Source organism: Actinoplanes sp. NPDC048988, from assembly GCF_043197815.1.
In the GTDB taxonomy this organism is placed as follows: domain Bacteria; phylum Actinomycetota; class Actinomycetes; order Mycobacteriales; family Micromonosporaceae; genus Actinoplanes.
In genome coordinates, this window is record NZ_JBICTW010000025.1 from 1 (window position 1) to 22,838 (window position 22,838).

Annotated in this window: 17 protein-coding genes; 11 read left to right on the forward strand and 6 right to left on the reverse strand. The window is 69.3% G+C overall.

The window, feature by feature from the left end; all coding sequences use genetic code 11:
* Positions 1-821: 821 nt before the first annotated feature.
* Entirely contained in the window at positions 822-1,748 is a 927-nt protein-coding gene (locus tag ACGFJ7_RS43350; RefSeq protein WP_360254037.1) for a siderophore-interacting protein, read from the reverse strand.
* A gap of 582 nt (positions 1,749-2,330) precedes the next feature.
* Positions 2,331-4,655, reverse strand: a complete 2,325-nt coding sequence (locus tag ACGFJ7_RS43355) for a polysaccharide biosynthesis tyrosine autokinase (RefSeq protein WP_392648034.1) — start codon at positions 4,653-4,655, stop codon at positions 2,331-2,333.
* 432 nt (positions 4,656-5,087) lie between these two features.
* Between ACGFJ7_RS43355 and ACGFJ7_RS43360 the strand changes: the two genes are divergently transcribed.
* The gene (locus tag ACGFJ7_RS43360; RefSeq protein ID WP_392648036.1) at positions 5,088-7,982 is read left to right on the forward strand and encodes a glycoside hydrolase family 3 C-terminal domain-containing protein; all 2,895 of its coding nucleotides are present in this window, start codon (positions 5,088-5,090) and stop codon (positions 7,980-7,982) included.
* 80 nt (positions 7,983-8,062) lie between these two features.
* Complete coding sequence (locus ACGFJ7_RS43365) at positions 8,063-9,067, forward strand: LacI family DNA-binding transcriptional regulator (RefSeq protein ID WP_360254043.1); 1,005 nt, start codon at positions 8,063-8,065, stop codon at positions 9,065-9,067.
* A gap of 360 nt (positions 9,068-9,427) precedes the next feature.
* On the opposite strand, the gene ACGFJ7_RS43370 is transcribed toward ACGFJ7_RS43365, so the two are convergent.
* On the reverse strand, positions 9,428-10,336 hold the full coding sequence (locus ACGFJ7_RS43370) for a PrsW family intramembrane metalloprotease (protein ID WP_392648038.1): 909 nt from the start codon (positions 10,334-10,336) through the stop codon (positions 9,428-9,430).
* Positions 10,337-10,825: 489 nt separating this feature from the next.
* Here ACGFJ7_RS43370 and ACGFJ7_RS43375 point away from each other — a divergent pair, with 489 nt between their 5' ends.
* The 7 genes from ACGFJ7_RS43375 to ACGFJ7_RS43405 are packed head-to-tail and all read left to right on the forward strand — an operon-like array spanning position 10,826 to position 19,182.
* On the forward strand, positions 10,826-12,136 hold the full coding sequence (locus tag ACGFJ7_RS43375) for an extracellular solute-binding protein (protein WP_360254049.1): 1,311 nt from the start codon (positions 10,826-10,828) through the stop codon (positions 12,134-12,136).
* Positions 12,137-12,185: 49 nt separating this feature from the next.
* Positions 12,186-13,091 carry a sugar ABC transporter permease gene (locus ACGFJ7_RS43380; RefSeq protein ID WP_360254051.1) on the forward strand — a complete coding sequence of 302 codons (906 nt, stop codon included), beginning with the start codon at positions 12,186-12,188 and terminating at the stop codon, positions 13,089-13,091.
* Positions 13,092-13,094: 3 nt separating this feature from the next.
* Entirely contained in the window at positions 13,095-13,982 is an 888-nt protein-coding gene (locus tag ACGFJ7_RS43385; protein ID WP_360254053.1) for a carbohydrate ABC transporter permease, read from the forward strand.
* 10 nt (positions 13,983-13,992) lie between these two features.
* Positions 13,993-16,215 (forward strand): alpha-xylosidase, encoded by a 2,223-nt coding sequence (yicI, locus tag ACGFJ7_RS43390; RefSeq protein WP_360254055.1) that lies wholly within the window; start codon positions 13,993-13,995, stop codon positions 16,213-16,215.
* 57 nt (positions 16,216-16,272) lie between these two features.
* Positions 16,273-17,286 carry a PfkB family carbohydrate kinase gene (locus tag ACGFJ7_RS43395; protein ID WP_360254057.1) on the forward strand — a complete coding sequence of 338 codons (1,014 nt, stop codon included), beginning with the start codon at positions 16,273-16,275 and terminating at the stop codon, positions 17,284-17,286.
* Positions 17,276-18,592, forward strand: a complete 1,317-nt coding sequence (locus tag ACGFJ7_RS43400; protein ID WP_392648043.1) for a 6-phospho-beta-glucosidase — start codon at positions 17,276-17,278, stop codon at positions 18,590-18,592. The genes ACGFJ7_RS43395 and ACGFJ7_RS43400 overlap by 11 nt, the downstream gene beginning before the upstream one ends.
* Before the next feature lie 23 nt (positions 18,593-18,615).
* A complete protein-coding gene (locus ACGFJ7_RS43405) occupies positions 18,616-19,182 on the forward strand; it encodes a GNAT family N-acetyltransferase (RefSeq protein ID WP_392648045.1) in 567 nt (188 codons plus the stop codon).
* Positions 19,183-19,232: 50 nt separating this feature from the next.
* Here ACGFJ7_RS43405 and ACGFJ7_RS43410 read toward each other — a convergent pair whose 3' ends face one another.
* The 3 genes from ACGFJ7_RS43410 to ACGFJ7_RS43420 are packed head-to-tail and all read right to left on the reverse strand — an operon-like array spanning position 19,233 to position 20,344.
* A complete protein-coding gene (locus ACGFJ7_RS43410; RefSeq protein ID WP_392648048.1) occupies positions 19,233-19,373 on the reverse strand; it encodes a hypothetical protein in 141 nt (46 codons plus the stop codon).
* A 42-nt stretch (positions 19,374-19,415) separates the two neighbouring features.
* Positions 19,416-19,871 (reverse strand): GNAT family N-acetyltransferase, encoded by a 456-nt coding sequence (locus ACGFJ7_RS43415; RefSeq protein WP_360254063.1) that lies wholly within the window; start codon positions 19,869-19,871, stop codon positions 19,416-19,418.
* 17 nt (positions 19,872-19,888) lie between these two features.
* A complete protein-coding gene (locus ACGFJ7_RS43420; RefSeq protein WP_360254065.1) occupies positions 19,889-20,344 on the reverse strand; it encodes a CGNR zinc finger domain-containing protein in 456 nt (151 codons plus the stop codon).
* A gap of 85 nt (positions 20,345-20,429) precedes the next feature.
* On the opposite strand from ACGFJ7_RS43420, the gene ACGFJ7_RS43425 reads away from it, so the two are divergent.
* Positions 20,430-21,914, forward strand: coding sequence for an MFS transporter (locus ACGFJ7_RS43425; RefSeq protein WP_360254067.1), 1,485 nt, complete (start codon positions 20,430-20,432; stop codon positions 21,912-21,914).
* Between the two features lie 84 nt (positions 21,915-21,998).
* Positions 21,999-22,580, forward strand: coding sequence for a redoxin domain-containing protein (locus ACGFJ7_RS43430; RefSeq protein ID WP_392648051.1), 582 nt, complete (start codon positions 21,999-22,001; stop codon positions 22,578-22,580).
* Positions 22,581-22,838 lie beyond the last annotated feature (258 nt).

The window sequence follows — 22,838 nt, forward strand, 5'->3', positions numbered from 1 at the left end:
CCTCCAGCGCCGATGGTACTGCACTCGGGAGGGTGTGGGAGAGTAGGACGCCGCCGGACTCAACGTGAAACAGTAGGCCCACCCTTCGGGGTGGGTCTACTGTCATTTCCGCCCCTTTTCTCAAGCGTGAGGCCGTGGCGGGTTGGGGGCGGTGGGTTTTCTTACGCTCGGACGGTCGGGGGAAGAGGGTAACCACTCGGGCTGACTGGGAAGCGTTTTATGCCTCGAGTGGTCACCCTCTTCCCCCGACCTTGCCGGGTATCCGGTCACCCCAGGCAATAAGGGTCACGGTCCGAAGAACAACACCGGGCAGACGTGACGCCGGCGGGCCGTAGGCTTGGGTGGGTGGGCAAGGCCCGGCGGGCCGGTGTGGGCGGGGCGGCTTGTGATCGTGGGGTGGCATGGTCGATAAGAACCCAGAAGTCGGCTCGGGGCACCGCATACTCACTGCACGCGCAGGCCGGTTTAAGCCTTGGCCAAGCGTCAGCCCGTACCCACGCGGGTCTTTCGGTGTCCGGTTTCTGGGTTCTTATCGACCATGCCACCCAGCAGCCAGGAGCCGCTCAGCGCAAGCGAAGCGCGCAGCTCGCGTTGCACCCAAACCTACGGCCCGTCATCCAAAGCAACCGGCGCGAGTTGTTCTTCGGACCCGCCATGCCTTCCGCCGGGTAACCAAATGCCCGGCAAGGTTTGGGGCAGAGGGTGACCACTCGAGGCATAAAACGCTCCCCAGTCAGCCCGAGTGGTTACCCTCTGCCCCAAACCGTCCGAGCGCAAGAAAGCAACCCGCCCCCGAGCCCCGGGCTCAGGGCAGCGAAAAGCTAGTTGTCCTCAGCCTTACCTTGACGCCAATACCCCATGAAGGCGACGGACCGACGATCCACCCCGCACTCGGAAACCAGATGGCGGCGGATCGTTTTGATGGCCGCGGCCTCCCCCGCCAGCCACGCGTAGAAGCGGCTGGCGTCGGTCAACGGCTCGGGGACCTCCCACAGGATGTCGTGGTCCACGTCGACGTCTTCGAGGTCCGGTACCGGCGTGCCGGCTACGTCGCCGAGCATGCGGCGGGTTGCCTGGCGTACGGCGGGGATCAGCTTGTCGCCCTGGGGGGCGCCGTTGCGAGGGAGCCATGTCACCCGGACGTTCGGCGGGGCCACCACGTCGGTGAGCTGGTCGCCGTCTTCGGGGACTTCCAGGAGCGCTTCGCCGCGGGCGTCGGCGGGGAGTTTGGCCAGGATGGAGGCGATGGCCGGTACGGCGGTTTCGTCGCCGCCCAGGAGCAGGCAGTCGGTGTGGGCCGGCGGGTGGAAGTCGATGCCGCCGTGGATGCCCTCGAAGTCGGCGTTCGGGCCCATCAGGTAGGCGGTGTCGCCGGGCTGGGCTTCGGCGGCGAACTTCGACGCGGGGCCGGTGCTGCCGTGCAGGACCATGTCGACGTCCACCTCGTTGAGGTGGGCACGCACCGCGCGGATCGTGTAGGTGCGGATCGGATTGCGGTGCTCGGCGGGCAGGTCGCGCCACTCCGTGTACCAGTCGGCGCCGGTCGGCAGGTGCGTGAAGCCGACTTCGGGCAGCGCGGTCAGAAGCTTGATGCGCTGGTCGTACCCGTTGTCGGCGAACTTGTGGAGATCCCCGCCGGTGAAGGTGATCCGCACGAAGTTCGGGCTCAAGCGTTCAACCTTGCGCACATCAACGGCAAAGAAACGCCACGGCAGTACGGCCACAGCCTGCTCAACAGTCTGGGTCACAGGGCCCTCCTCAGACGCGCGCGGTCCCACCCGGTCCCGGCTTAAGGTATGGCTAACCTAACCTGAACCGCCCGCCGACCACCACCCACCCCCCCATCGAATGTGAAATGTCGGCGACCCAGACTCGACCGGGCCGGGCAGAGGCCGTACCCGGCCCCGGCTTCCCGCAGCGCCGAGCTGGCGCGCCGTGCTCTGCCGTTGGCGCTGCGCTCTGTGGCTGGTGGGCGCCGCATTCTGCTGTGGCACCGCACTCTGCGCCTGGTGGGCGCCGTGCTCTGCCGTTTGGACCGCACTTGCTGCCTGGTGGCGCGCCGCGCTCTGCTGTTGGCGCTGCGCTCTGTGGCTGATGGGCGCCGCATTCTGCTGTTGGCACCGCACTCTGCGCCTGGTGGCGCGCCGCGCTCTGCTGTTGGCACCGCACTCTGCCGCTCGCGCACTTCGACGGCCATCGCTTGGCGCGTCCTCAGCTGCGGAGCGCGGGACGGGCTGTCGGGTGCGGGGCTGGCTGTCGGGTACGGGGCGGGCTGTCGGGTGCGGAACGCGTCGCCACCTGTGGAGGGGCTGTCAGCTGTGGAGGGACTGTCAGCTGTGGGGATCGCTGGTTTCGCCCTGGTCTTGGTCGGGGCTCGGTCCGGGTTCGCCTTCGGAGGCTGCGGCCGAGGTGTAGACGCGGGGCTGAGGGATTCCGGCCTTGGCGGTTGCTGCGGGTGGGCCGTGGACGACCGGCGGTGCGGAGGTGGGCCGGGTTGGTGTCGGAGAGCTGGGCGGGTTTGGCGCAGCCTCCGAGGTCGCTGGTTGGAAAGGGCCGCCGGCGGAAACGTTGGGAACCGTAGGTCCCGAGCCCGGTTCGTGGTGCGGGGCATGGCGTTTGAAAGCAGGGCCCGTGGCAGTGGCGGGGCGGGAAGCGGGCGAGCCGCCGGCGTTGGGCGCAGGCGCGGCCTCTCCGGAAGGGCGAGCCCGGGCGGCCAGCCCGAGGGCCGGCGGCAGGATGGCGGAACCGCCCGTCCGAGAGGGCTCGGCGCGGTCGTCGGCGCCGGCTCCGCCAGCCGCGTCGGCGCCGGTAGGGCGTCCATCGGAGACGGAGCCGCCCCCGATGGGTGCTGGAGGTCCGGCAGCGGTGGTGCGTCCGGCAGAGATGGGTGCTGGAGGTCCGGCAGCGGTGGTGCGTCCGGCGGAGATGGGTGCTGGAGGTCCGGCAGCGGTGGTGCGTCGGGCGGAGATGGGTGCTGGAGGTCCGGCAGCGGTGGTGCGTCGGGCGGAGAGGGGTGCTGGAGGTCCGGCAGCGGTGGGGCGTCGGGCGGAGATGGGTGCTGGAGGTCCGGCGGCGGTGGGACGTCCGGCGGAGACGGTGTCGCTTCCGACGGGTGCTGTGGGTCTGGTGGGGATGGACTCGTCTCCGATGCGTGCTGTGGGTTTGGTGGCGGTGGGACGTCCGGCGGAGATGGGCTCGTGTCCGTTGGGTGCTGTGGGTCTGGTGGCGGTAGGGCGCGCGGGGGAGGCTGGGCCGCCTCCTATGCGTGCTGTGGGCACGGTGGCTGGGTCGGGTCGAGTGAGAGGGCCTTCGGGGGGTGTGGGCGCGGCTGGGGTCTCGCGGGGTGGGGCTGGTGCTCGGCCGGCTCGGGTGTGGGGGATCAGGCCGCCTTGGTTTTCGGGGAGGGCTATCAGGACTGCGGCTACGGGGGCGGCTGTGGCCGGGGTCAGTTCGGCGGCGGCGCGGTGGGCGGTGGAGCGGGTCAGGCGGGTGAAGTCGGCTACCAGGAGGACCAGGTCGCTGACGGCGGCCAAGGCGACCGCGTCGGCGACGTGCAGGGTGGGGGCCGAGTCGAGAACTATGACGTCGCAGTTGGACTTCAGTTCGCGGAGCATTTCGCCGAATGAGGCGGCCAGCAGGTCGGGGGCGTCGGGCTGGTCGGGGCCGGCGGCCATCAGGCGCAGGTTCGGTACGGGGCCGTCGCGTAAGGCTGAGGCGCCGGAGATGTCGCCGGTGAGGATTCCGGTCAGGCCCCGGTCCCGGGAGAGGGCGAACATCTGGTGCAGGACCGGGCCTCGCACGTCGGTGTCGATCAGCACTACCCGGCGGCCGGACTGGGCCAGGGCGATCGCCAGGTTGGCGGCGGTGGTGCTGCGGCCCTCGCCCTCGTGGGCGCTGGTGATCAGGACGGTGGCGGGTCCCTCGAGGCAGGCTTCCAGGCGGGCGCGGAGGTAACGGTAGGCCTCGGCGTCGGCCGAGGCGGGGGAGCGCAGCAGTACGGGCAGCGGGGCGCCCGGTCCGCGCGAGCGGCGGGCGCGAGGGATGGTGGCCAGGACCGGGAGGCCGGTGAGGTGTTCGAAGTGGACGCGGCCGCGTACCCGGTCGCGGGAGCGGAGCCACGCCACGAGGGCGCCGAGCAGAAGGCCGGCGGCGGCGCCGATTGCCGGGTAGAGCCAGCGCGGAAGCCAGGTCACCCGGGTCGCGGAGGCGGCGGGGGTGATCAGCGAGGCGGAGATTCCGGTCTGGGCGGTGGAGGCGTTGCGGTAGGCGGCGTACTGGGTGGCGACGGCCTGGGCTCGGGTGCGGGCGGTGGGGGCGGTCGAGGCCTCGTACGCAATGGTGAAGGTCGTGCCGGCGGAAGCGGGCGTGACGTGAAGGCCGTCGGCCAACGTTTGCTGGGAGATGCCGAGGGACGTGGCCGCGGGGCGGAGGACGGCGGCCGAACGGGCGATCTCGCTCTCCGTGGCCGGGTCGGCGGGTACGGGCGTGATGGCGGCGCGCACGCGGGGTTCGGCGACGAGCGTGGCCTCGGCGCGGTAGCGGGCCGGCTCGAGCAGGGCCAGGCCCCAGGCGAGGGCCGCCAGCAGGGTCATCAGGAGCAGGGTCCACCAGCCGTACCCGCGGATCAGCCGTGCGGGCTCGCTCGTCGTCGTCATCCGGGCGCCTCCCGTCATGCCGTCTGGGATCGAGCCTAAGTCCCCCTCGTCACGGACCGCTACCGGAAAAGCGCGGTGTGGCGAGGGGGTGGCAGCGCCCGAACGAGGGGTCGGACGGCCCGCGCGGGAGGGGCACGCGGGAAGAGGGCCGTGCGGGAGGGGGAGTGGCGCGAAGGGGGCGGCGTGGGAAGGGGAGTGGCGCGAAGGGGGCGGCGTGGGAAGGGGCGGCGGGAGTGGGAACGGCAGGGGAGGGAGCGGCGGGAATCGATGTTACTGGGAGATTTCGGGTGGGGTGTGGACATGGGTTTCGGTGGCATCTAGGGTGGGCGATACCGCCGACAATCGAAGCGCTTCGACGATGGGGGCCACTAGGGCTGAGTGGGTTGTCCCGTCGTTCCTGAGAATGCCCTCCTTCGATGAGGAGAAATGCCCATGCGAAGGCGTTTCCTGACCGTCCTGGCCGCGGCGATGCTGGTCGCGCCGGCGGTTCCTGGAGTTGCGCACGCGGGACCGTCCTACCCGTTCCGTGATCCGCGGCTGCCGTTGCCGGCGCGGGTCGACGACCTTGTCGGGCGGCTCACGCTCGATGAGAAAGTTTCCCTTCTTCACCAATATCAGCCGGCCGTTCCGCGGCTCGGACTCGACTTCTTCAAGACCGGGACCGAGGCGCTGCACGGGGTCGCCTGGTCGACCGACATCGACAACAACGGCGCCGTGGTGACCGCCGACGGCACCGCCTTTCCGCAGGCCGTCGGTTTGGCCAGCACGTGGGATCCGGATCTGATCACGCGGGTCGGCGCGGCCGTCGGTGACGAGGCGCGGGGATTCCACGCCGAGAATCCGCGCGTGTTCGGGCTCAACCTGTGGGCCCCGGTGGTCAACCTGCTGCGCGACCCCCGGTGGGGGCGCAACGAGGAGGGCTACTCGGAGGATCCGCTGCTCACCGGGGCCATCTCCACGGCGTACGGGAAAGGTCTCCAAGGTCCTGACCCGGCCCACCTGAAGACCGCCCCGACGCTGAAGCACTACCTGGCGTACAACAAGGAGACGCTGCGCGACACGACCTCGTCGAACGTGCCGCAGCGCGTACTGAACGAGTACGACCGGCAGGCTTTCAAACCCGCGCTGACCGCGAACGCCGCGACCGGCGTCATGGCCTCGTACAACCTGATCAACGGGCGCCCGGCGACCGTCGACCCCGACCAGGCGACGCTGCTGCGCCGGTGGGCCGACTATCCGCTGTTCAACGTCAGCGACGCGTGGGCGCCGAACGGCCTGGTCCAGTCGCAGAAGTACTACGGGACCCAGGCCGAGGCCGACGCCGCCGTGATCAAGGCGGGGCTGGACAGCTTCACCGTCGACGACACCAATGCCGTGCCGACGGTGACCGCCGTCAAGCAGGCGCTCGCGCAGGGCCTGCTCACCGGGAAAGACGTGGACAGGGCGGTCGGGCACGCGCTGAGCATCCGGTTCCGGCTCGGCGAATTCGATCCGGGCGGCGGCCGCTACGCCGCGATCGGCGCCGAGGTGATCGACAGCCCGGCCCATCGGAAATTGGCGCGGGAAACCGCCGGCGACGCGATGGTGCTTCTCAAGAACAACGGCCTTCTGCCGTTGAAGAAGGACAGGACCGCTGTCATCGGCCCGCTCGCCGGCACGCTGTACACGGATTGGTACGGCGGGAAATTGCCGTACGAGGTGACGGCCGTCGACGGCATCCGGGAACAGGCCCGGGAGACGGTGAGCAGCACCGGCTCCGACCGGATCGCGCTCAAGCTCGGCGACCGCTACCTGGCCGGCGGCCCGGACGCGGTCACCGTCACCGCCCCGAGCGCGACGGCCGAGGCGCAGTTCGACGTGGTCGACTGGGGGCAGGACATCCTCACCCTGCGCAACGTGGCCAACGGCAAGTACCTCGGCAACACCAACGGGGTGTTCACCACCCGCGACGACCAGCCCAACGGCTGGTTCGTGCAGCAGCAGTTCAAGCTGGAAAAACAGGCCGACGGCACCTTCGCGCTGCGCTACGCCGGCTACGAGACGCTGGAAAGCTGGTTCGGCCCGAACAAGTACCTCACCGTGGGTGCCGACGGGAAGCTGACGCTGGGTTCACCCGACGCGGCCGGCGCGGCCCACTTCACGCGTGAGGTGCTGCGCAGCGGCGTCGACGAGGCGGTCGCGGCGGCCAGGAGCGCCGACACGGCTGTGCTGGTCGTCGGCAGCAACCCGTTCATCAACGGCCGGGAGGCGCACGACCGGACCTCGCTGGCGCTCGGCGCCGGGCAGGAAGCGCTGGTCAAGGCCGTGGTCAAGGCCAATCCACGTACGGTCGTGGTGGTGCAGACCAGCTACCCGGAGACGATCAACTGGCTGCAGCGGAACGTGCCGGCGATCGTCTGGACCACCCACGCCGGCGCCGAGACCGGGCACGCGATCGCCGACGTGCTCTACGGCCTCCGCAACCCGGCCGGCCGCCTCACCCAGACGTGGCCGGCGTCGGCGGACCAGCTGCCGGCCGACCTCGACCAGTACGACATCATCTCGACCGGGCAGACCTATCTCTACAGTGAGCAGAAGCCGCTCTACCCGTTCGGGTACGGCCTTTCGTACACGTCCTTCACGTACGGAAAGCCGGAGATCAGTGGCGACGAAGTGAGAGTGAGAATCACCAATACCGGCCGCCGTGACGGCGACGAGGTCGTGCAGTTGTACACACACCAGCGCACCTCGCGGGACAAAGCAGCCGTCAAGCAGTTGCGCGCGTTCGACCGCGTACATCTGAAAGCCGGGGAAACCCGGACCGTGACCCTGCCGCTGAAAAAGAATGACCTGGCTCGATGGGATCAGACGCGTGGCCGCTGGGTCGTCGAGTCGTCCGACTACGACATTCTCGTCGGCGCCTCATCCAGCGACATTCGGCAGCGGGCGACGCTGAAGGTGAAGGGCGAGACCATTCCCGCCCGCGATCTCTCACGGGTCACCAGGGCCGAGACATTTGACGCGTACGCAGGGATCCGGCTGCTCGACGAGAGCAAGGTGGCCGGCACCGTGATCGGCGCGACTGCGGCCGGCCAGTGGGCGGCGTACAAGGACGCGAACCTGCGCGACGCCGATTCCCTGACCGTCCGCACGTCGGGCCGCGGCACGGTCGAGGCGCGGCTCGGATCGCCCACCGGAAAGCTGCTCGGCACCGCCACCGTCTCGGCGGCCGGCGACGTCTACAGCTATTCGACGACGACCGTTCCGGTGGCGCGGGTCAACGGGCGGCACGACGTTTATCTCGTACTCAGCGAAGGGGTCCGTTTGTCCCAATTCTTTATTCGGTGAGAGGGGAGCCCGCCCGTCGGCTTGGTCAGCCGGCGGGCGGGACCCTTTCAAGAAGTAGGATCGGCGATCAGGGAGGGTTGATGCCGACGATCAATGATGTGGCGCGTGCCGCCGGTGTCTCGCCGAGCACGGTGTCGTACGTGCTGAGCGGCCGGCGTCCGATCTCCGCGCAGACGCGCGAACGGGTCCAGGCGGCCATCGCCGAGCTCGGCTTCCACCCGCACGCCGGGGCGCGGGCCCTGGCCAGCAGCAAGACGAACGTGCTGGCGCTGGTGGCGCCACTGCGGCTCGACGTCAACGTGCCGGTCATCATGCAGTTCGCGACGGCGGTGGTGACCGCGTCGCGCACCCACAACCACGACGTGCTGCTGCTGACCAAGGACGAGGGCACGGCCGGCCTCGAACGGGTCGCCAACAGCACGATGGTCGACGCGCTCATCCTCATGGACATCGAACGTGAGGACGTGCGGCTGCCCGCGCTGCGCCGGCTCAAGCAGCCGTCGGTGTTGATAGGGCTTCCGAACGACCCGCTCGGCATCGCCTGCGTCGACCTCGACTTCGCGGCCGCGGCCGGCGAGGCCCTGCGCCACCTGGCCTGGCACGGCCACCGCAAAATCGCGCTGGTCGGCCCGTCGCCGGCGGTCTACCGGCGAGGCACGACGTACGCGGAACGGTTCCTGACCGGCTTCACCGAGGCCTCGGAATCGCTGGGGCTGCGGACGCTCGCCCACCCGTGCGAGCCCGACGTCGAGGGCGTACGGGCGTGCCTGGACGACATCGACGCGCAGCTGCCCGGCGCGACGGCCCTGGTGGTGCACAACGAGGAATCCCTGCGCCCCCTGCTCGACCTGCTGCGGGCTCGCGGCAAAAGGGTGCCGGACGACATCTCGATCGTGGCGATCTGCCCGCGCGACGTGGCGATCAACATGCCGCTGCCGTTGACGTCGGTCGACATCCCCGCCCACGACGTGGGCGGGCTGGCCGTCGAGACGGCCATGCGGTTGCTCGACGGCCGCGGCATCGAGCCGGTACGCCTGCTGCCGCCTACCTTGGTGGAGCGGGAGAGCTGTTCGCCGCCTCGATAGCGCGCACTGGCCGATGTCCCCGGCGAGGCGCAGCTCGACGCCGCCGCGCGCGAGGTCCACGGCGAGCTCGTGGCCAGGGCTATGCCGCTCGTTTCCGATGACGCCCACGGCGACCGCCACGCCGGCGGTCAGCGCCGCGTAGTTGCCGTCCTTGGCCAGCGGTGCCACCACGCCGGCGGACAGGGGCGCGGTGGTCGACATCGGGCCGGCCACGAGGTGCCGGGAGCTGCCGAAGACCGCGTACAGGATCAGGGCGGCCGCGGGCCGCGTACAGGCCGGCCGCCGGCGAGACGCCGGCGATCGACGGCCCAGACCGTCGCGCCGGCCAGCGGGTCGGCGCGGGAGAAACGCACGCCGACCTCAGGCGGTGTGCCGGCCGGACCGCCACACCCGGCGCAGCCAGTAGAGGGCGATCAGCGTGATGAGGACCGTGCCGCCGATCGAGAAGAGCGTGAACAGGTGGGCCTGCTGGTCGGTCGGCTGCGGGATCCAGCCCCGCTCGAACAGCGCCTGCTGGCCCGAGGTGCTGGTGATCACCCAGGTCAGGTAGACGGCGATGCCGTGCATCGAGTCCCACAGCGCGTGCAGCAGGGCGACGCCGAGATAGCCGAGGATCAGGCCGCCGGTCAGCCGGAAGTGCCTGGTCTTGGCGGCGGTGGCGAACAGCAGGCCACCGAGGATCGCGGTCCACAGCCCGTGCCCGAACGGCGCCAGCAGGCCGCGCAGGATCTCGGTCTCGACCAGCGCGCGCAGCGAGAGCCCGTCGACGGTGATGAGCGCGTTGAGGGCGTACCCGGCGGATTCGAAGGCGGCGAAACCGAAGCCGACGGTGGCGCCGAGCACGACGCCGCTGCGGATCGACTTGCCGACCAGGTGGCGGGTGAGCAGCCACAGCGCGGCCAGCTTGACGCCCTCCTCGATCAGGCCGACGCCCACGAACATCCACACCGAGGGATGCAACAGGTACGTCTCGAGGACCGACGCACCGAGCACGCCCAGGATGCCGCCCACGACGAACAGGCGGAACAGCGCCTCGACCGTGATGACCTCGTCCCGGTGGCCGTACGCCCAGGCCACGAAGGTGACCGGGACGAGGAAGCTGCCGAGCAGCACCAGGGTCGGCACGAGGTTCGCGTTGGCCGTGGCGAAGGTGACGGCGACAGTGGCCAGCCACAGGATCAGGCCCGTGATCAGGATGACCGCCCACGCCGGGCGGCGGCGCCCGGACACCACCGTGGCCGGCGTGGCGGCGGATGTCGAGTAGGTCATGCCCGTCAGGCTCGCGGTTGCGGACGGGGATGACTTCCCCCGGAGAAGGTGAAGTTCGCCGGGCGCCGATGGCCGATGCGCACGCCGGCCCGAAGCGGCGCTGATCGGCGCGGTTCTGCCACCGCGCGTGGCCGGGCAGCTCGTGGCGGCGGGCAAGCTGACGCTCGAGGGTGATGTGACGGTCTTCGATGAGCCGGCGGCCGTCGTGGCGGAGTTCGACGCGAATTTCCGGTGGTAACTCGCTGATCTGCATCGATGTGACCGGAGCCGGGGTGGGGGCGCCGGCTCCGGTCGTTGCGGGCAAAGGTTGTGGTGGGAGCGATTCCCTCCGTGACGGGTGTCTCTCGATCACGGTCCAGGAAATCTCTTCGTCACACCGTTGACATCTCTGCGCGACCGGGCCTAGCGTCACCGGAAAGTCCCGTCGTCGAAGCGCTTCGACGGGCCATCGTCGAAGCGCTTCGACGAATCCCTCCCGGAGGACGATCCATGATTCGATCGCGAGCCGGCCTCTCGGCCGGTGCACTGTTGCTGGCCACTTCGCTCGCCCTCACCGCCTGTGGCGGTGGTGGTGGATCGGAGGACGAAGGGGCCGACGCCAAGACCCTGACCCTGTGGCACTACGAGGGCCCGACCAGCGCCATGGGCATCGCCTGGAACAAGGCGATCGAGGAGTTCAAGTCCTCGCACCCCGGCGTCGAGGTGAAGTTCGAGGAGAAGGGCTTCGAGCAGATCCAGCAGAACGCCCAGATGATCCTCAACTCGGACTCCGCCCCGGACATCATGGAATACAACAAGGGCAACGCCACCGCCGGTCTGCTGTCCAAGCAGGGCCTGCTGACCGACCTGTCCGAGCAGGCTTCCAAGCGCGGCTGGGACAAGGCGCTCACCGGCAGCCTGCAGACCACCGCCAAGTACGACGAGCAGGGCATCATGGGCTCGGGCAAGACGTACGGCATCCCCAACTACGGTGAGTACGTCGAGGTCTACTACAACAAGGACCTGTTCAAGAAGAACAATTTGCAGGTGCCGACCACGCTCGACGAGTTCACCAAGGTGATGGACGCGTTCGTGGCCAAGGGCGTCACGCCGCTGTCGGTCGGCGGTGCCGAATACCCGGCCCAGCAGATCTTCTACGAGCTCGCGCTCGCCAAGTCGGACCGCGCCTTCATCGACGACTACCAGCTCTACAAGAACAAGGTCGACTTCAACGGGCCGCAGCTCAAGTACGGCGCCGAGACGTTCGCCGACTGGGTCAAGAAGGGTTACATCGCCAAGAACTCGGCCGGCATCAAGGCCGAGGACATGGGCGTCGCCTTCACCCAGGGCAAGTTCCCGATCATGATCTCGGGCAGCTGGTGGTACGGCCGGTTCGTCAACGAGATCAAGAACTTCGACTGGGGCACGTTCCTGTTCCCCGGTAACAAGCTCCACCCGGGCTCCAGCGGCAACCTCTGGGTCGTGCCGGAGAAGAGCAAGGCCAAGGCGCTGGCGTACGACTTCATCGACATCACCATGAAGCCGGAGATCCAGGCGCTGCTCGGCAACAACGGCGGCGTGCCCGTGGCGGCCGACCCGTCGGCGATCACCGATCCGAAGAACAAGGAACTGATCGAGAACTTCAACAAGATCTCGTCGGAGGACGGTCTCGCCTTCTACCCGGACTGGCCGGCCCCCGGCTACTACGACGTGCTCGTCGGCGGCGTCCAGGGCTTGATCAACGGCTCCAAGACCCCGCAGCAGATGCTCGACGAGATCGCCAAGCCGTACAACGAGAACCTGGCCGACCTCGGAAAGTAAGGCAGTGGGGGCGGCGCGCGCCGCCCCCACCAACGAGAAGGGAGCGTCCATGGCCGGCAGCAGCAAGGTCAGCCGGGGCGGCTACGCGGTCTACCTGATCCCGGGCGTGGTGCTGTCCGTGGCGATCATCGTGGTGCCGCTCGTGATGACCGTCTACACCAGCTTCACCCGGTGGACCGGTGTGGGCAGCCCGACCTGGATCGGATTCGACAACTACACCCGGCTGTTCCAGGACGCGAACTTCTGGGCCTCGTTCGGCCACATCATCCTGCTGATCATCGCGATGGCGGTGATTCCGACGTTCCTCGGCCTGGTGCTGGCGGCGCTGCTGTTCGACTACATCGCCAAGCACTTCAGCAACCGCTGGGCCAGCTTCTTCCGGTCGGGCTTCTACCTGCCGCAGGTGCTGCCGGTGGCGGTCACCGGCATCGTCTGGGGCTGGATCCTGCACCCCTCGTACGGCGCCCTGAACAAGATCCTGGAATCGGTCGGGCTCGGCGGGCTGGCCAAGAACTGGCTGGGCGACCCGAAGTACGCGCTGTACAGCGTGATGGGCGTGATGATCTGGTTCCAGCTCGGCTACCCGATCGTCATGTTCATGTCCGGCCTGCAGCGGATCAACCCCGAGCTGTACGAGGCGGCCGACCTCGACGGGGCCACCTGGTGGCAGCGGTTCCGCAAGATCACCGTCTACATGATCCGGCCCGAGTTCTACGTCGTGCTGGTCACCACCACGATCGCCGCGCTGAAGATCTTCGGCCAGGTGTTCGTGCTGACCCGGGGCGGGCCGAGCAACGCGACGCTCGTGCCCTCGTACTTCGCGTACAAGAACTTCTTCGAAAAGGCCCAGGTCGGGTACGGATCGGCGATCTCGACCGTGCTGACCGTGCTCATCATCGTGCTGGCGATCGTCTTCCTGCGCCTGCAGAACCGCGCCGAGCGGAACGGAGGCTGACCCATGACCGCCACCGCTGTGAAATCGACGGCCGTGAACGAGGCCCCGGAAGACAACAGGCCGCTCAAGCGCCGCAACCCCGTACGCTTCGCGATTCTGACCGGCCTGCTCATCCTGCTGCTGCTGGTCGTGGCCCCGCTGCTCGTCGTGGCCGTGAACGCGGTCAAGAGCCCGGCCGACTACGCCGGCGGGGGCCCGCTGTCGCTGCCCACGCACCTGTACTGGGACGGCATCGTCAACTTCTGGAACCGGGTCGATTTCGGCACCAAGCTCTGGAACAGCTTCATCACCAGCTTCACGGTGGCCGTGCTCGGCGTGCTCCTGTCGATCCTCAACGCGTACGCGCTGGGCATCGGCCGGGTCAAGGGCCGCATCTGGTTCCTGGTCTTCTTCCTGGTGGCGAACCTGCTGCCGCAGGAGGTGCTGGTCTATCCGCTGTACTTCCTGTCCAAACAGGCCGGGATCTACGACAACCTGATCTCGATCGTCATCATCTTCACGGTCATCCAGGCCGCCTTCGGCACGTACCTGCTGACCTCGGTCTACACCGAGTTCCCGGTCGAGTTGCTGGACGCGGCCGCGGTCGACGGCGCGGGCCGGTGGCGGACCCTGTGGCGCATCGTCGTACCGGTCAGCATGCCCACGCTGGGCGTGCTGTTCACCTTCTTCTTCATCTGGACGTGGAACGAGTTCTTCCTGCCGCTGGTCTTCCTGATCTCGAACGACAAGCAGACCGTGCCGGTGGCCCTGGGCGTTCTCCAGGGCGACCGCCTGATGGACGCGACCACGACCAGCGCCTCGGCGCTGATCGGCATCCTGCCGGCCATGCTCTTCTTCCTGATCTTCCAGCGCACGCTCACTCGCGGTATCACCGCCGGCGCGATCAAGTAAAGGGACACCTATGAAGTTCACCGACGGGTACTGGCTCAAGCGCCCGGGTCTGACGGTCCTGCACCCGTCCCAGCTGCGGGACACCCAGGCCGGCGAGAACAGCCTGACCGCGTACGCCACGACCAAGCCGGTACGCGCTCGCGCGGACACACTGGACACGCCGCTGATCACCATCAAGCTGGAGGCGCCGGCCCCGGACGTCATCCGGGTGACCCTCGGTCACTTCCTGGGCGGCGTACCCAAAGGTCCAAATTTCGCGATAAATGAGCAGGATCAGCCGGTTGCCGTCGGCGATCGGGAGATCACCTCGGGGGCGCTGACCGCACGGTTCAAAGATGACGGCTGGGGCCTCGACTTCCTCGCCGAGGGCAGGCGGATCACCGGGACCGGCTGGCGCGGCATGGGCGTGGTCGACACCGCCGACGGCGAGAGCTACGTCCACGAGCAGCTCGACCTCGGCGTGGGCGAGGCGGTCTACGGGCTCGGCGAGCGGTTCGGCCCGTTCGTCAAGAACGGCCAGAGCGTCGACATCTGGAACGAGGACGGCGGCACCAGCAGCGAGCTGGCCTACAAGAACGTCCCGTTCTACTTCACCAACCGGGGGTACGGCGTTCTGGTCGACCACCCGGGCAAGGTGTCGTTCGAGGTGGCCAGCGAGATGGTCTCCCGCACGCAGTTCAGCGTGGCCGGGCAGAGCCTGTCCTACCTGGTCGTCTACGGCCCGACGCCGGCCGAGGTGCTGCGCAAGTACACGGCGCTGACCGGGCGGGCCGCGCTGCCGCCGGCCTGGTCGTTCGGGCTCTGGCTGACGACGTCGTTCACCACGCCGTACGACGAGGAGACCGTGACGTCCTTCGTCGACGGGATGGCGGAGCGGGATCTGCCGCTCAGCGTCTTCCACTTCGACACGTTCTGGATGCGCGAGTTCCACTGGTGCGACTTCGAGTGGGACCCGGCGATCTTCCCGGATCCGCCGGGCATGCTGAAGAGGCTGCACGACCGCGGACTGCGTACGTGCCTCTGGATCAATCCGTACATCGCTCAAAGGTCCTCGATGTTCGCCGAGGGCCTGGCCAACGGATATCTGGTCAAGAAGACGAACGGCGACGTCTGGCAGTGGGACCGGTGGCAGGCCGGCATGGCGCTGGTCGATTTCACCAACCCCGAGGCCCGTTCCTGGTACGCGGGCAAGCTGTCAGCACTCGCGGAGATGGGCGTCGACGCCTTCAAGTCGGACTTCGGCGAGCGCATCCCGACCGACGTCGTGTGGCATGACGGCTCCGATCCCGAGCGGATGCACAACTACTACACGCAGCTCTACAACCAGGTCGTCTTCGACGTGCTCGAGGAGCACCGGGGCGAGGGCGAGGCGGTGCTGTTCGCCCGTTCGGCGACCGTGGGCGGCCAGCAGTTCCCGGTGCACTGGGGCGGCGACAACTCGGCCACGTACGAGTCGATGGCCGAAAGCCTGCGCGGCGGGCTGTCGCTGATGAGCTCGGGCTTCGGGTTCTGGAGCCACGACATCGGCGGGTTCGAGGGCAAGCCCGACCCGGCGGTGTTCAAGCGGTGGATCGCGTTCGGGCTGCTGTCCTCGCACAGCCGGCTGCACGGCAACCACTCCTACCGGGTGCCGTGGCTGTTCGACGACGAGTCGGTGGAGGTGCTGCGGTCCTTCACGCACTTGAAGTACAGCCTCATGCCGTACCTCTGGGAAGCCGCCCGCCAGGCGAACGAGGAGGGCCTGCCGGTGATGCGGCCGATGGTCGTCGGGTTCCCGGACGACCCGGCGGTCACTCACCTCGACCGGCAGTACCTGCTCGGCGGGGACCTCCTGGTGGCGCCGGTGTTCAGCGAGGGCGGCGAGGTCAGCTACTACGTGCCCGCGGGCCGCTGGACGCGGTGGCAGACCGGGGAGGTGGTCGAGGGGCCGGGCTGGCGGCACGAGGTGCACGGCTTCGACAGCGTGCCGCTGCTGGTGCGGCCGGGCGCGGTGATCCCGGTCGGCGCCGTGGTCGACCGGCCCGACTACGACTACGCGGACGGTGTGACGTTGCGTCTGTTCGAGTTCTCCGGGCGTACGTCAATCCGGGTCGGCTCTTCCGTTTTCGACGTTTCCGCGGGGGATGATGGCATTCGCGTGACGCGCCAGGGCACCCCGCTGCCCTGGCGGGTGGAAATCGTCGGCGGCGCTTCCGTCTCCCTGGGCGCCGACGAGTCGAGCTGGGCCGGATAAAGGTGAGCGGGGCCGCATCCCGGCCCCGCTACCAGCGGCGCGACATAGGATCTCCAGATGACCCCGGCACTGGACCTGTTCGTCCCAGGCGTCGTCTATCTCGACATCATCTTCACCGGCCTCGAGGGGCTTCCCGAGCCCGGCACCGAGGTGTGGGCCTCCGGGATGGGCTCCTGCCCGGGCGGCGTCGCCAACCTCGCGGTGGCCGCCGCCCGGCTCGGACTGCGCACCGGGCTGGGCACCACGCTCAACAACGACGCGTACGGCGACTTCTGCGCGAGCATCCTCTGCTCGCAGGAGAACATCGACCTGTCCGCGTCGCGCCGCGTCGACGGGCACTCGCCGGTGACGGTGTCGCTCGCCTACGACCGCGACCGCAGCATGATCACGCACGGCCATCCGCTCCCGGTCAACGCGGACGGGCTGGTCGGCGAGCTCCCGGCGGCCCGGGCGGCCTCGGTGAGCCTGACCAAGGACCGGCTCGGCTGGGTGCGGCGGGCGGCCGAGGCCGGCACGCTGGTCTTCGCCGACGTCGGCTGGGACCCGAGCGACGCGTGGCCGGCCTCGGCGCTGGACACCCTCGAGGACTGCCACGCCTTCGTGCCGAACGCGGTCGAGGCGATGCAGTACACCCGGGCCGCCACTCCGGACGAGGCGCTGCGCCGGCTGTCCGGGCTGGCGCCGCTGGTGGTGGTGACCTGCGGCGGGGACGGCGCGATCGCGCACGACTCGCGCACCGGCGAGACCGTGCACGTGCCGGCGGTGCCGGTGCCGGCCCTCGACCCGACGGGTGCGGGCGACGTGTTCACGGCGGGCCTGATCGTGGGCACGCTGAACGAATGGCCGCTGCCCCAGACCGTCGCCTTCGCCAACCTGATCGCGGCCCTGTCGGTGCAGCATTTCGGCGGCTCGTTGTCGGCGCCCGGATGGGGCGACATCGCGGACTGGTGGCGGTCGTCCTCGCTTCCTTCTTACGGTTTTCTGGATGACGTCATTCCCGGTGGCGAACAACGTTCCGTACGCCGCGCGGGCGCCACCATCGCGAGATTGTCGGATGCGCATGTCCACTAAGCGTTTGGTCATTCTGGGCGGGGGCGGGTTCCGGGTCCCATTGGTGTACGGGGCGTTGCTGTCGCCGTCGTCGCCGATCGGCTCCGTGGTGCTGCACGACGTCGACCCGGGCCGGCTGGCGGCCATCGCCCGGGTGCTGCACGCGCAGGCCCTCTCCTTTCCGGGCGCGCCCTCCATCGAGACGACGACCGATCTGACCGAGGCGCTGACCGGGGCCGACTTCGTGTTCAGCGCCATTCGGGTGCACGGGCTCGAAGGGCGGGTCATCGACGAGCGGGTGGCGCTCGGCGAGGGCATGCTCGGGCAGGAGACGGTCGGGGCGGGCGGCATCTCGTACGGGCTGCGGACCGTTCCGGTGGCCGACGCCATCGCCCGGCGGATCAGGCTGGTGGCGCCGGACGCGTGGGTCATCAACTTCACGAACCCGGCCGGGCTGGTCACCGAGGCGATGGCGGCCCACCTCGGTGACAAGGTCATCGGGATCTGCGACTCACCGTCGGCCCTGGGGCGGCGAGTGGTGCGGGCGCTCGGTCTTCCGGAGGCCCGTGTCACGTACGCGGGACTCAATCACCTGGGATGGCTCACCGGCGTCGAGCATGACGGGCACGACGTGCTCCCGCGGCTGCTGGCGTCACCGTCATCGCTCGAATCCTTCGAAGAGGGGCGGCTTTTCGGGGCGGCCCGGATTCGGGAGCTCGGGGCGATTCCCAACGAGTACCTGCACTATTACTACGACCACGCGGCGCTGGTGAAAGCGGAACTGGCGGCGCCGGAGACGCGCGGCGAATACCTGCTGAAGCAGCAGCGGGAATGCTATGCCATGTTGACGTCCCTTCCCTCGCCGCTGGACGCGTGGAACGCGGCGCGGCGGCAGCGCGACGCGACGTACATGGCAATGGAAGGGCTGGGCGAGCGCGACGACGCCGAAGGCGGCGGTTACGAGGACGTGGCGCTGGCCCTGATGCTGGCGATCGCGAACGACGCGCCGACATCGCTCATTCTGAACGTGCGCAACCAGGGGACGTTGCCGCTGCTGGACGACGACGCGGTGGTGGAGGTGCCCTGCGCGGTCGACGGTTCGGGAGCGCGCCCCGTGCCCGGGGCGTCGATTCCGGCACACGGCGTCGAATTGGTGAAACGGCTGAAGGCCACCGAGCGAGCCGTTCTGTCGGCCGCTTCCTCGGGCTCCCGTTCGGTCGCCGTACGAGCGATGGCCTCCCACCCGCTGATCGACTCGGTGCCCGTCGCCCGCCGCCTCATCTCCGGATATCAGGCGAACTTCCCGGAGCTGGCCTACCTACGCTGATGGGCGGCATTCCAGAATGGGGCATGCTCGCAACCACGCCGGCCATCGCCGCCGGCTCGCTCGGCGCGAAACCCCAGCCGACCCTGACCGCCGACGGCGACCTGATCCTGCGCCCGTGGCGGCCCGCCGACGCGCCCGCCTTCCTCGGCGCCTACCAGGACCCGGCGATCAAGCGCTGGCACACCAACCGGCCGGACTCGCTCCCGGACGTCCTGGCCTGGTTCACCAGATATGAGCAGGACTGGCGCCAGGAGACCGGCGGCCACTGGGCGGTGACCGGCCCCGACGACAGGGTGCTGGGCCGCCTGGCCATGCGCGGCTGGAACTTCGCCGACGGCAACGCGGGCTGCGCGTACTGGGTCCGGCCCGAGGCCCGGGGTGCGGCGGTGGCCCCTCGAGCCCTCACGGCCCTCACGTTATGGGCGTTCGGCGTGGGCTTCCACCGCCTGGAGCTGGGGCATTCCACGCTGAACATGCCCTCCTGCCGCGTCGCCGAGAAATCGGGCTACGTCCTGGAGGGCACCCAGCGCAGCAGCGCCATCCACGAGGACGGCCGCCACGACATGCACGTACACGCCCGCATCCGCTGACGGACGCTTCCGGCCGGCTTCGCCACCGGAAAGGACGTCGGCCGCCTCGCTCAGCCCGGCGACAGTCCGCGGGACGGCGGCGGTCGACGGGGCTGTACGCGTACCGTCGCCTGCTCGCCGTCGCCGGTGATCTCCACCTTGCCCTCGACGCCGGGGACCGAGATGGCCCGCTGCTGGGCTCCCGGTAGCACCGGTCGGATAGTCCGTTCTGGAGGACCAGGGGGCCGGCGGGGTTACGCGGGTCGGCTCGGGCCGCGGGCCGGGGGCTCGCTGTCGCCCTCGGGTGGGACCGGGGAGGACGGCTCCCAGAGAAGCAGCTGGTTGTGGTGGGTGAAGCCGTGGCGAAGGTAGAAAGCGACGGCCCGGCGGCCGGAGTGGACGGTCACATGGGTCAGCCGCCGGGCTCGGGCCTCGGCCAGGAGCGCGGTGATCAGGGCGGAGCCTATGCCCCGGGCCCGGAATTGTTCGCGGACCATCACCGACTGGATGTCGCCGTGCCGGCGGGCCGAAACGTGACCGCGGGGGACGCGTTCGGCTATCAGCAGCCAGGCGGCGCCTACGGTCCGGCCGTCCAGGTCGGCTACGTACGGCAGGTGGGATTCCGCGTGGCTGGTCATCCAATGAGCGAAGGCGGTGACGCCGGCCGAGTCGATGTCTTGGAACTCCGCCAGCGCCGGCGCGTCCGCCACGCCGGCCCGCCGGACCCTCACGGGCCGGCGTGGCGGCGCCTGAAGGCGGCCGCTCGGGCTCGGTTCTGGCAGGTCAGGCAGCAGAAGCGGCGTTTGCCGGCGGGGGAGGCGTCAACGTAGACGTCGGCGCACTGGGTGTCGGCGCAGACGCCCAGACGGCCGGGGTGGGCTGACAAGTGATGGCGCAGGGCCAGGGCGGCCGCCGCCCGCAGGGCCTGGGTGGGGTCGTCGACCGTCCAGCATTCGGTGAGGGTGGCGTCCAGCTCGGGACGTACGCCGGAAAGCTGGAGAAGTGCGGTGACCCGGCGGGCGCGGGCAGTGGGGTCGGTGGTGGCGAAGATGGGGTGCAGCTCGTCGGCCAGCGCGGTCAGATCGGGCCGGGCAGGAGCGCGGCCGTCCAGCTCACAGGGGAGGGTGCCGTTGTCGTTGACCAGTGTGACCACCTCGGCGGGGGTCAGGTCGGGGGTCCGCACAGAGCAAGTCTAACGCGTTGAGGGGCTTGATTGCGTTGCGTAAACGCGTAACGTGATGAGCGGGTCTATCGCGTTAGGAGACGTCATGGCGACCGCACGTCAATGGGCGGGGCTGGCTGTGCTGGCGCTGCCGTGTCTGCTCGTGTCGCTCGACGCGGAGGTGCTCAATCTGGCGGCGCCGCAGCTGGCGGCCGATCTGAGGCCGAGCGGGGTCGAACTGCTCTGGATCATGGACAGTTACGTGTTCGTGGTGGCGGGGGCGCTGATCGCGATGGGAGTGCTCGGCGATCGTCTGGGGCGGCGGCGACTGCTTCTGATCGGCGGTGGGGCGTTCGGGGTGGCCTCGCTGGGCGCGGCGTTCGCGTCCACGCCGGAGCTTCTCATCGCCGCCCGGGTGCTCATGGGGCTGGCCGGGGCGTCGCTGATGCCGTCGACCCTCGCGTTGATCCGGGCGATGTTCCACGACCCGCGGCAGCGGGGAATCGCGCTCGGCGTGTGGAGTGCCAGCTTCTCGCTCGGCGGTGTCATGTCGCCGCTTGCCGGTGGCTTTCTGCTCAGCCATTTCTGGTGGGGGTCGGTCTTCGTGATCGCGGTGCCGGTGACCGTGCTGCTGCTCGTTCTGGGCCCGGTGCTGCTGCCGGAGTCGCGCGATCCGTCGGCCCGCGGCTTCGATTTTCCGGGCGCGGTTCTGTCGCTGCTCGGGGTCCTTCTTTTCGTGTACGGGGTGAAGGAGCTCGCCGCCGAAGGATGGCGGCTCGCGCCGGTCGCGGCAATCGTGCTGGCGGCGTTTGCGGGGCTTCTTTTCGTACGGCGTCAGAAGCGCGCCGCCGCGCCATTGCTCGATCTGGCGATGTTCCGCTCGTCGCGGGTGCGCGTGGCCCTGACCGGCAACGCGCTGTCGTACTTCGTCCTCTACGGAACCCAGCTCGCCATCGCGCAATATCTGCAACTCGTGCTCGGCCTGAGCCCGATGGCGGCCGGGCTGTGGACGCTGCCGTCGGTACTCACGTTCCTGGTGTCGTCGCTGCTGGGACCGATGCTGGCCCGGTGGTTCCCGGCCGGCCGGGTGATCGCCGTGGGATTGGCGGTGATGAGTGTGGGATTCGCCGCCTTGGCGTTTACCGGGCTCGGGTTCGTCGTGGCCGGAACGGTGGTCTTCTCGCTCGGCCTGGCGCCGGTCTACATCCTCAGCACGGACCTGGTGGTGTCGTCGGTCCCGGCGCACCGGGCCGGAATGGCGGCGGCGGTCACCGAAACCGGATCGGAGCTGGGCGGGGCCCTGGGCATCGCCGTTCTCGGATCGATCGGGGTCGCCGTTTACCGGCACGGCGCGGCCGGTGAAGGAACGCTCGCGGAGGCGGTCGGCACGGCAAGCCAGAAGGTCGCTCAGGATGCGTACACAAATGGCTTTGTATTGATGTCTCTGGTTGCCGCGGTGTTCGTGGCGGTGGCCGCCGTACCGGCCTGGAAAGTGTTGCGGCCCACTTCCGCGCCGGTGCCGGCGGATGGTAGTGAACCGTCCGATATGGTCGTGGGGTCCGGGACACCCGAGGCGATTTCGGTCACATAGGCATTTTCATTTGTCGCTCCCGTGGCCTGCCGGTAGACTAGTTTTCCTATCTAATTGATAGTAAATGAACCGGGGGTAAACGCGATGACTACGGCCGCCCACAAGGCGACAGGGCCGGTTTCGCGACGTCTCGCCGCTCACCGAGAGCTCGACCGCGACGACATCTGGGATCGCCTGGTCAAGCCCGGCGCGCGCCTGCCGTCGGTGCCGCTGCTCGAGGCCGATCTGGGTCCCATCCATCTCGACCGGCTACGCGCCACCGGTCCCATCGTGCTGGTCTTCTTCCGGTACGCGGCGGACAAGGCGTCGAACGCGGCCCTGGCCGATTATGAACATCGCCTCATGCCGGCCCTGGCCGAGACCGACGCCCACCTGGTCGCGGTGAGCCCGCAGATCCCGGACCGGCTGGCCGAGATCAAGCGCCGCCACGACCTGAGCTACTTCGTGGCCGCCGACCCCCGGAACCTCCTGATCGACGCCTTCAACCTGGGCTTCCGCGAGCCCGGGGCCGACCGGATCCTGGGCGCCAAGCGCTCGATCCTGCCGTTCCCGGCCGTCGTCGTCGCCGACCGGGCCGGCATCGTGCGCTACGCCGAGGTGCGGCCGGACGGCGCTTTCTACCCCGAGCCGTCCGAGATCCTGTCCGTCGTCAGATCCCTGGCCTGAGAACGAGCCGTCGCCCTGGCCCGGGCTGAGCCGTCGCCACGGCCTGGGCTTGAGCCGTCGCCGTGGCCTGGGCTGAGCCGTTGCCACGGCCTGGGCTTGAGCCGTCGCCATGGCCCGCGCTTGAGCCGTCGCCGTGGCCTGGGCTGAGCCGTTGCCACGGCTCGGGCTGCGTCGTGGCCGTGGCTCGGGCGAAGGGTGAGTGGCGGTCGAGGTTCGGGCGGGGATTCGCGTCGCCATGGCCCGGGCGGAGGCTGATTG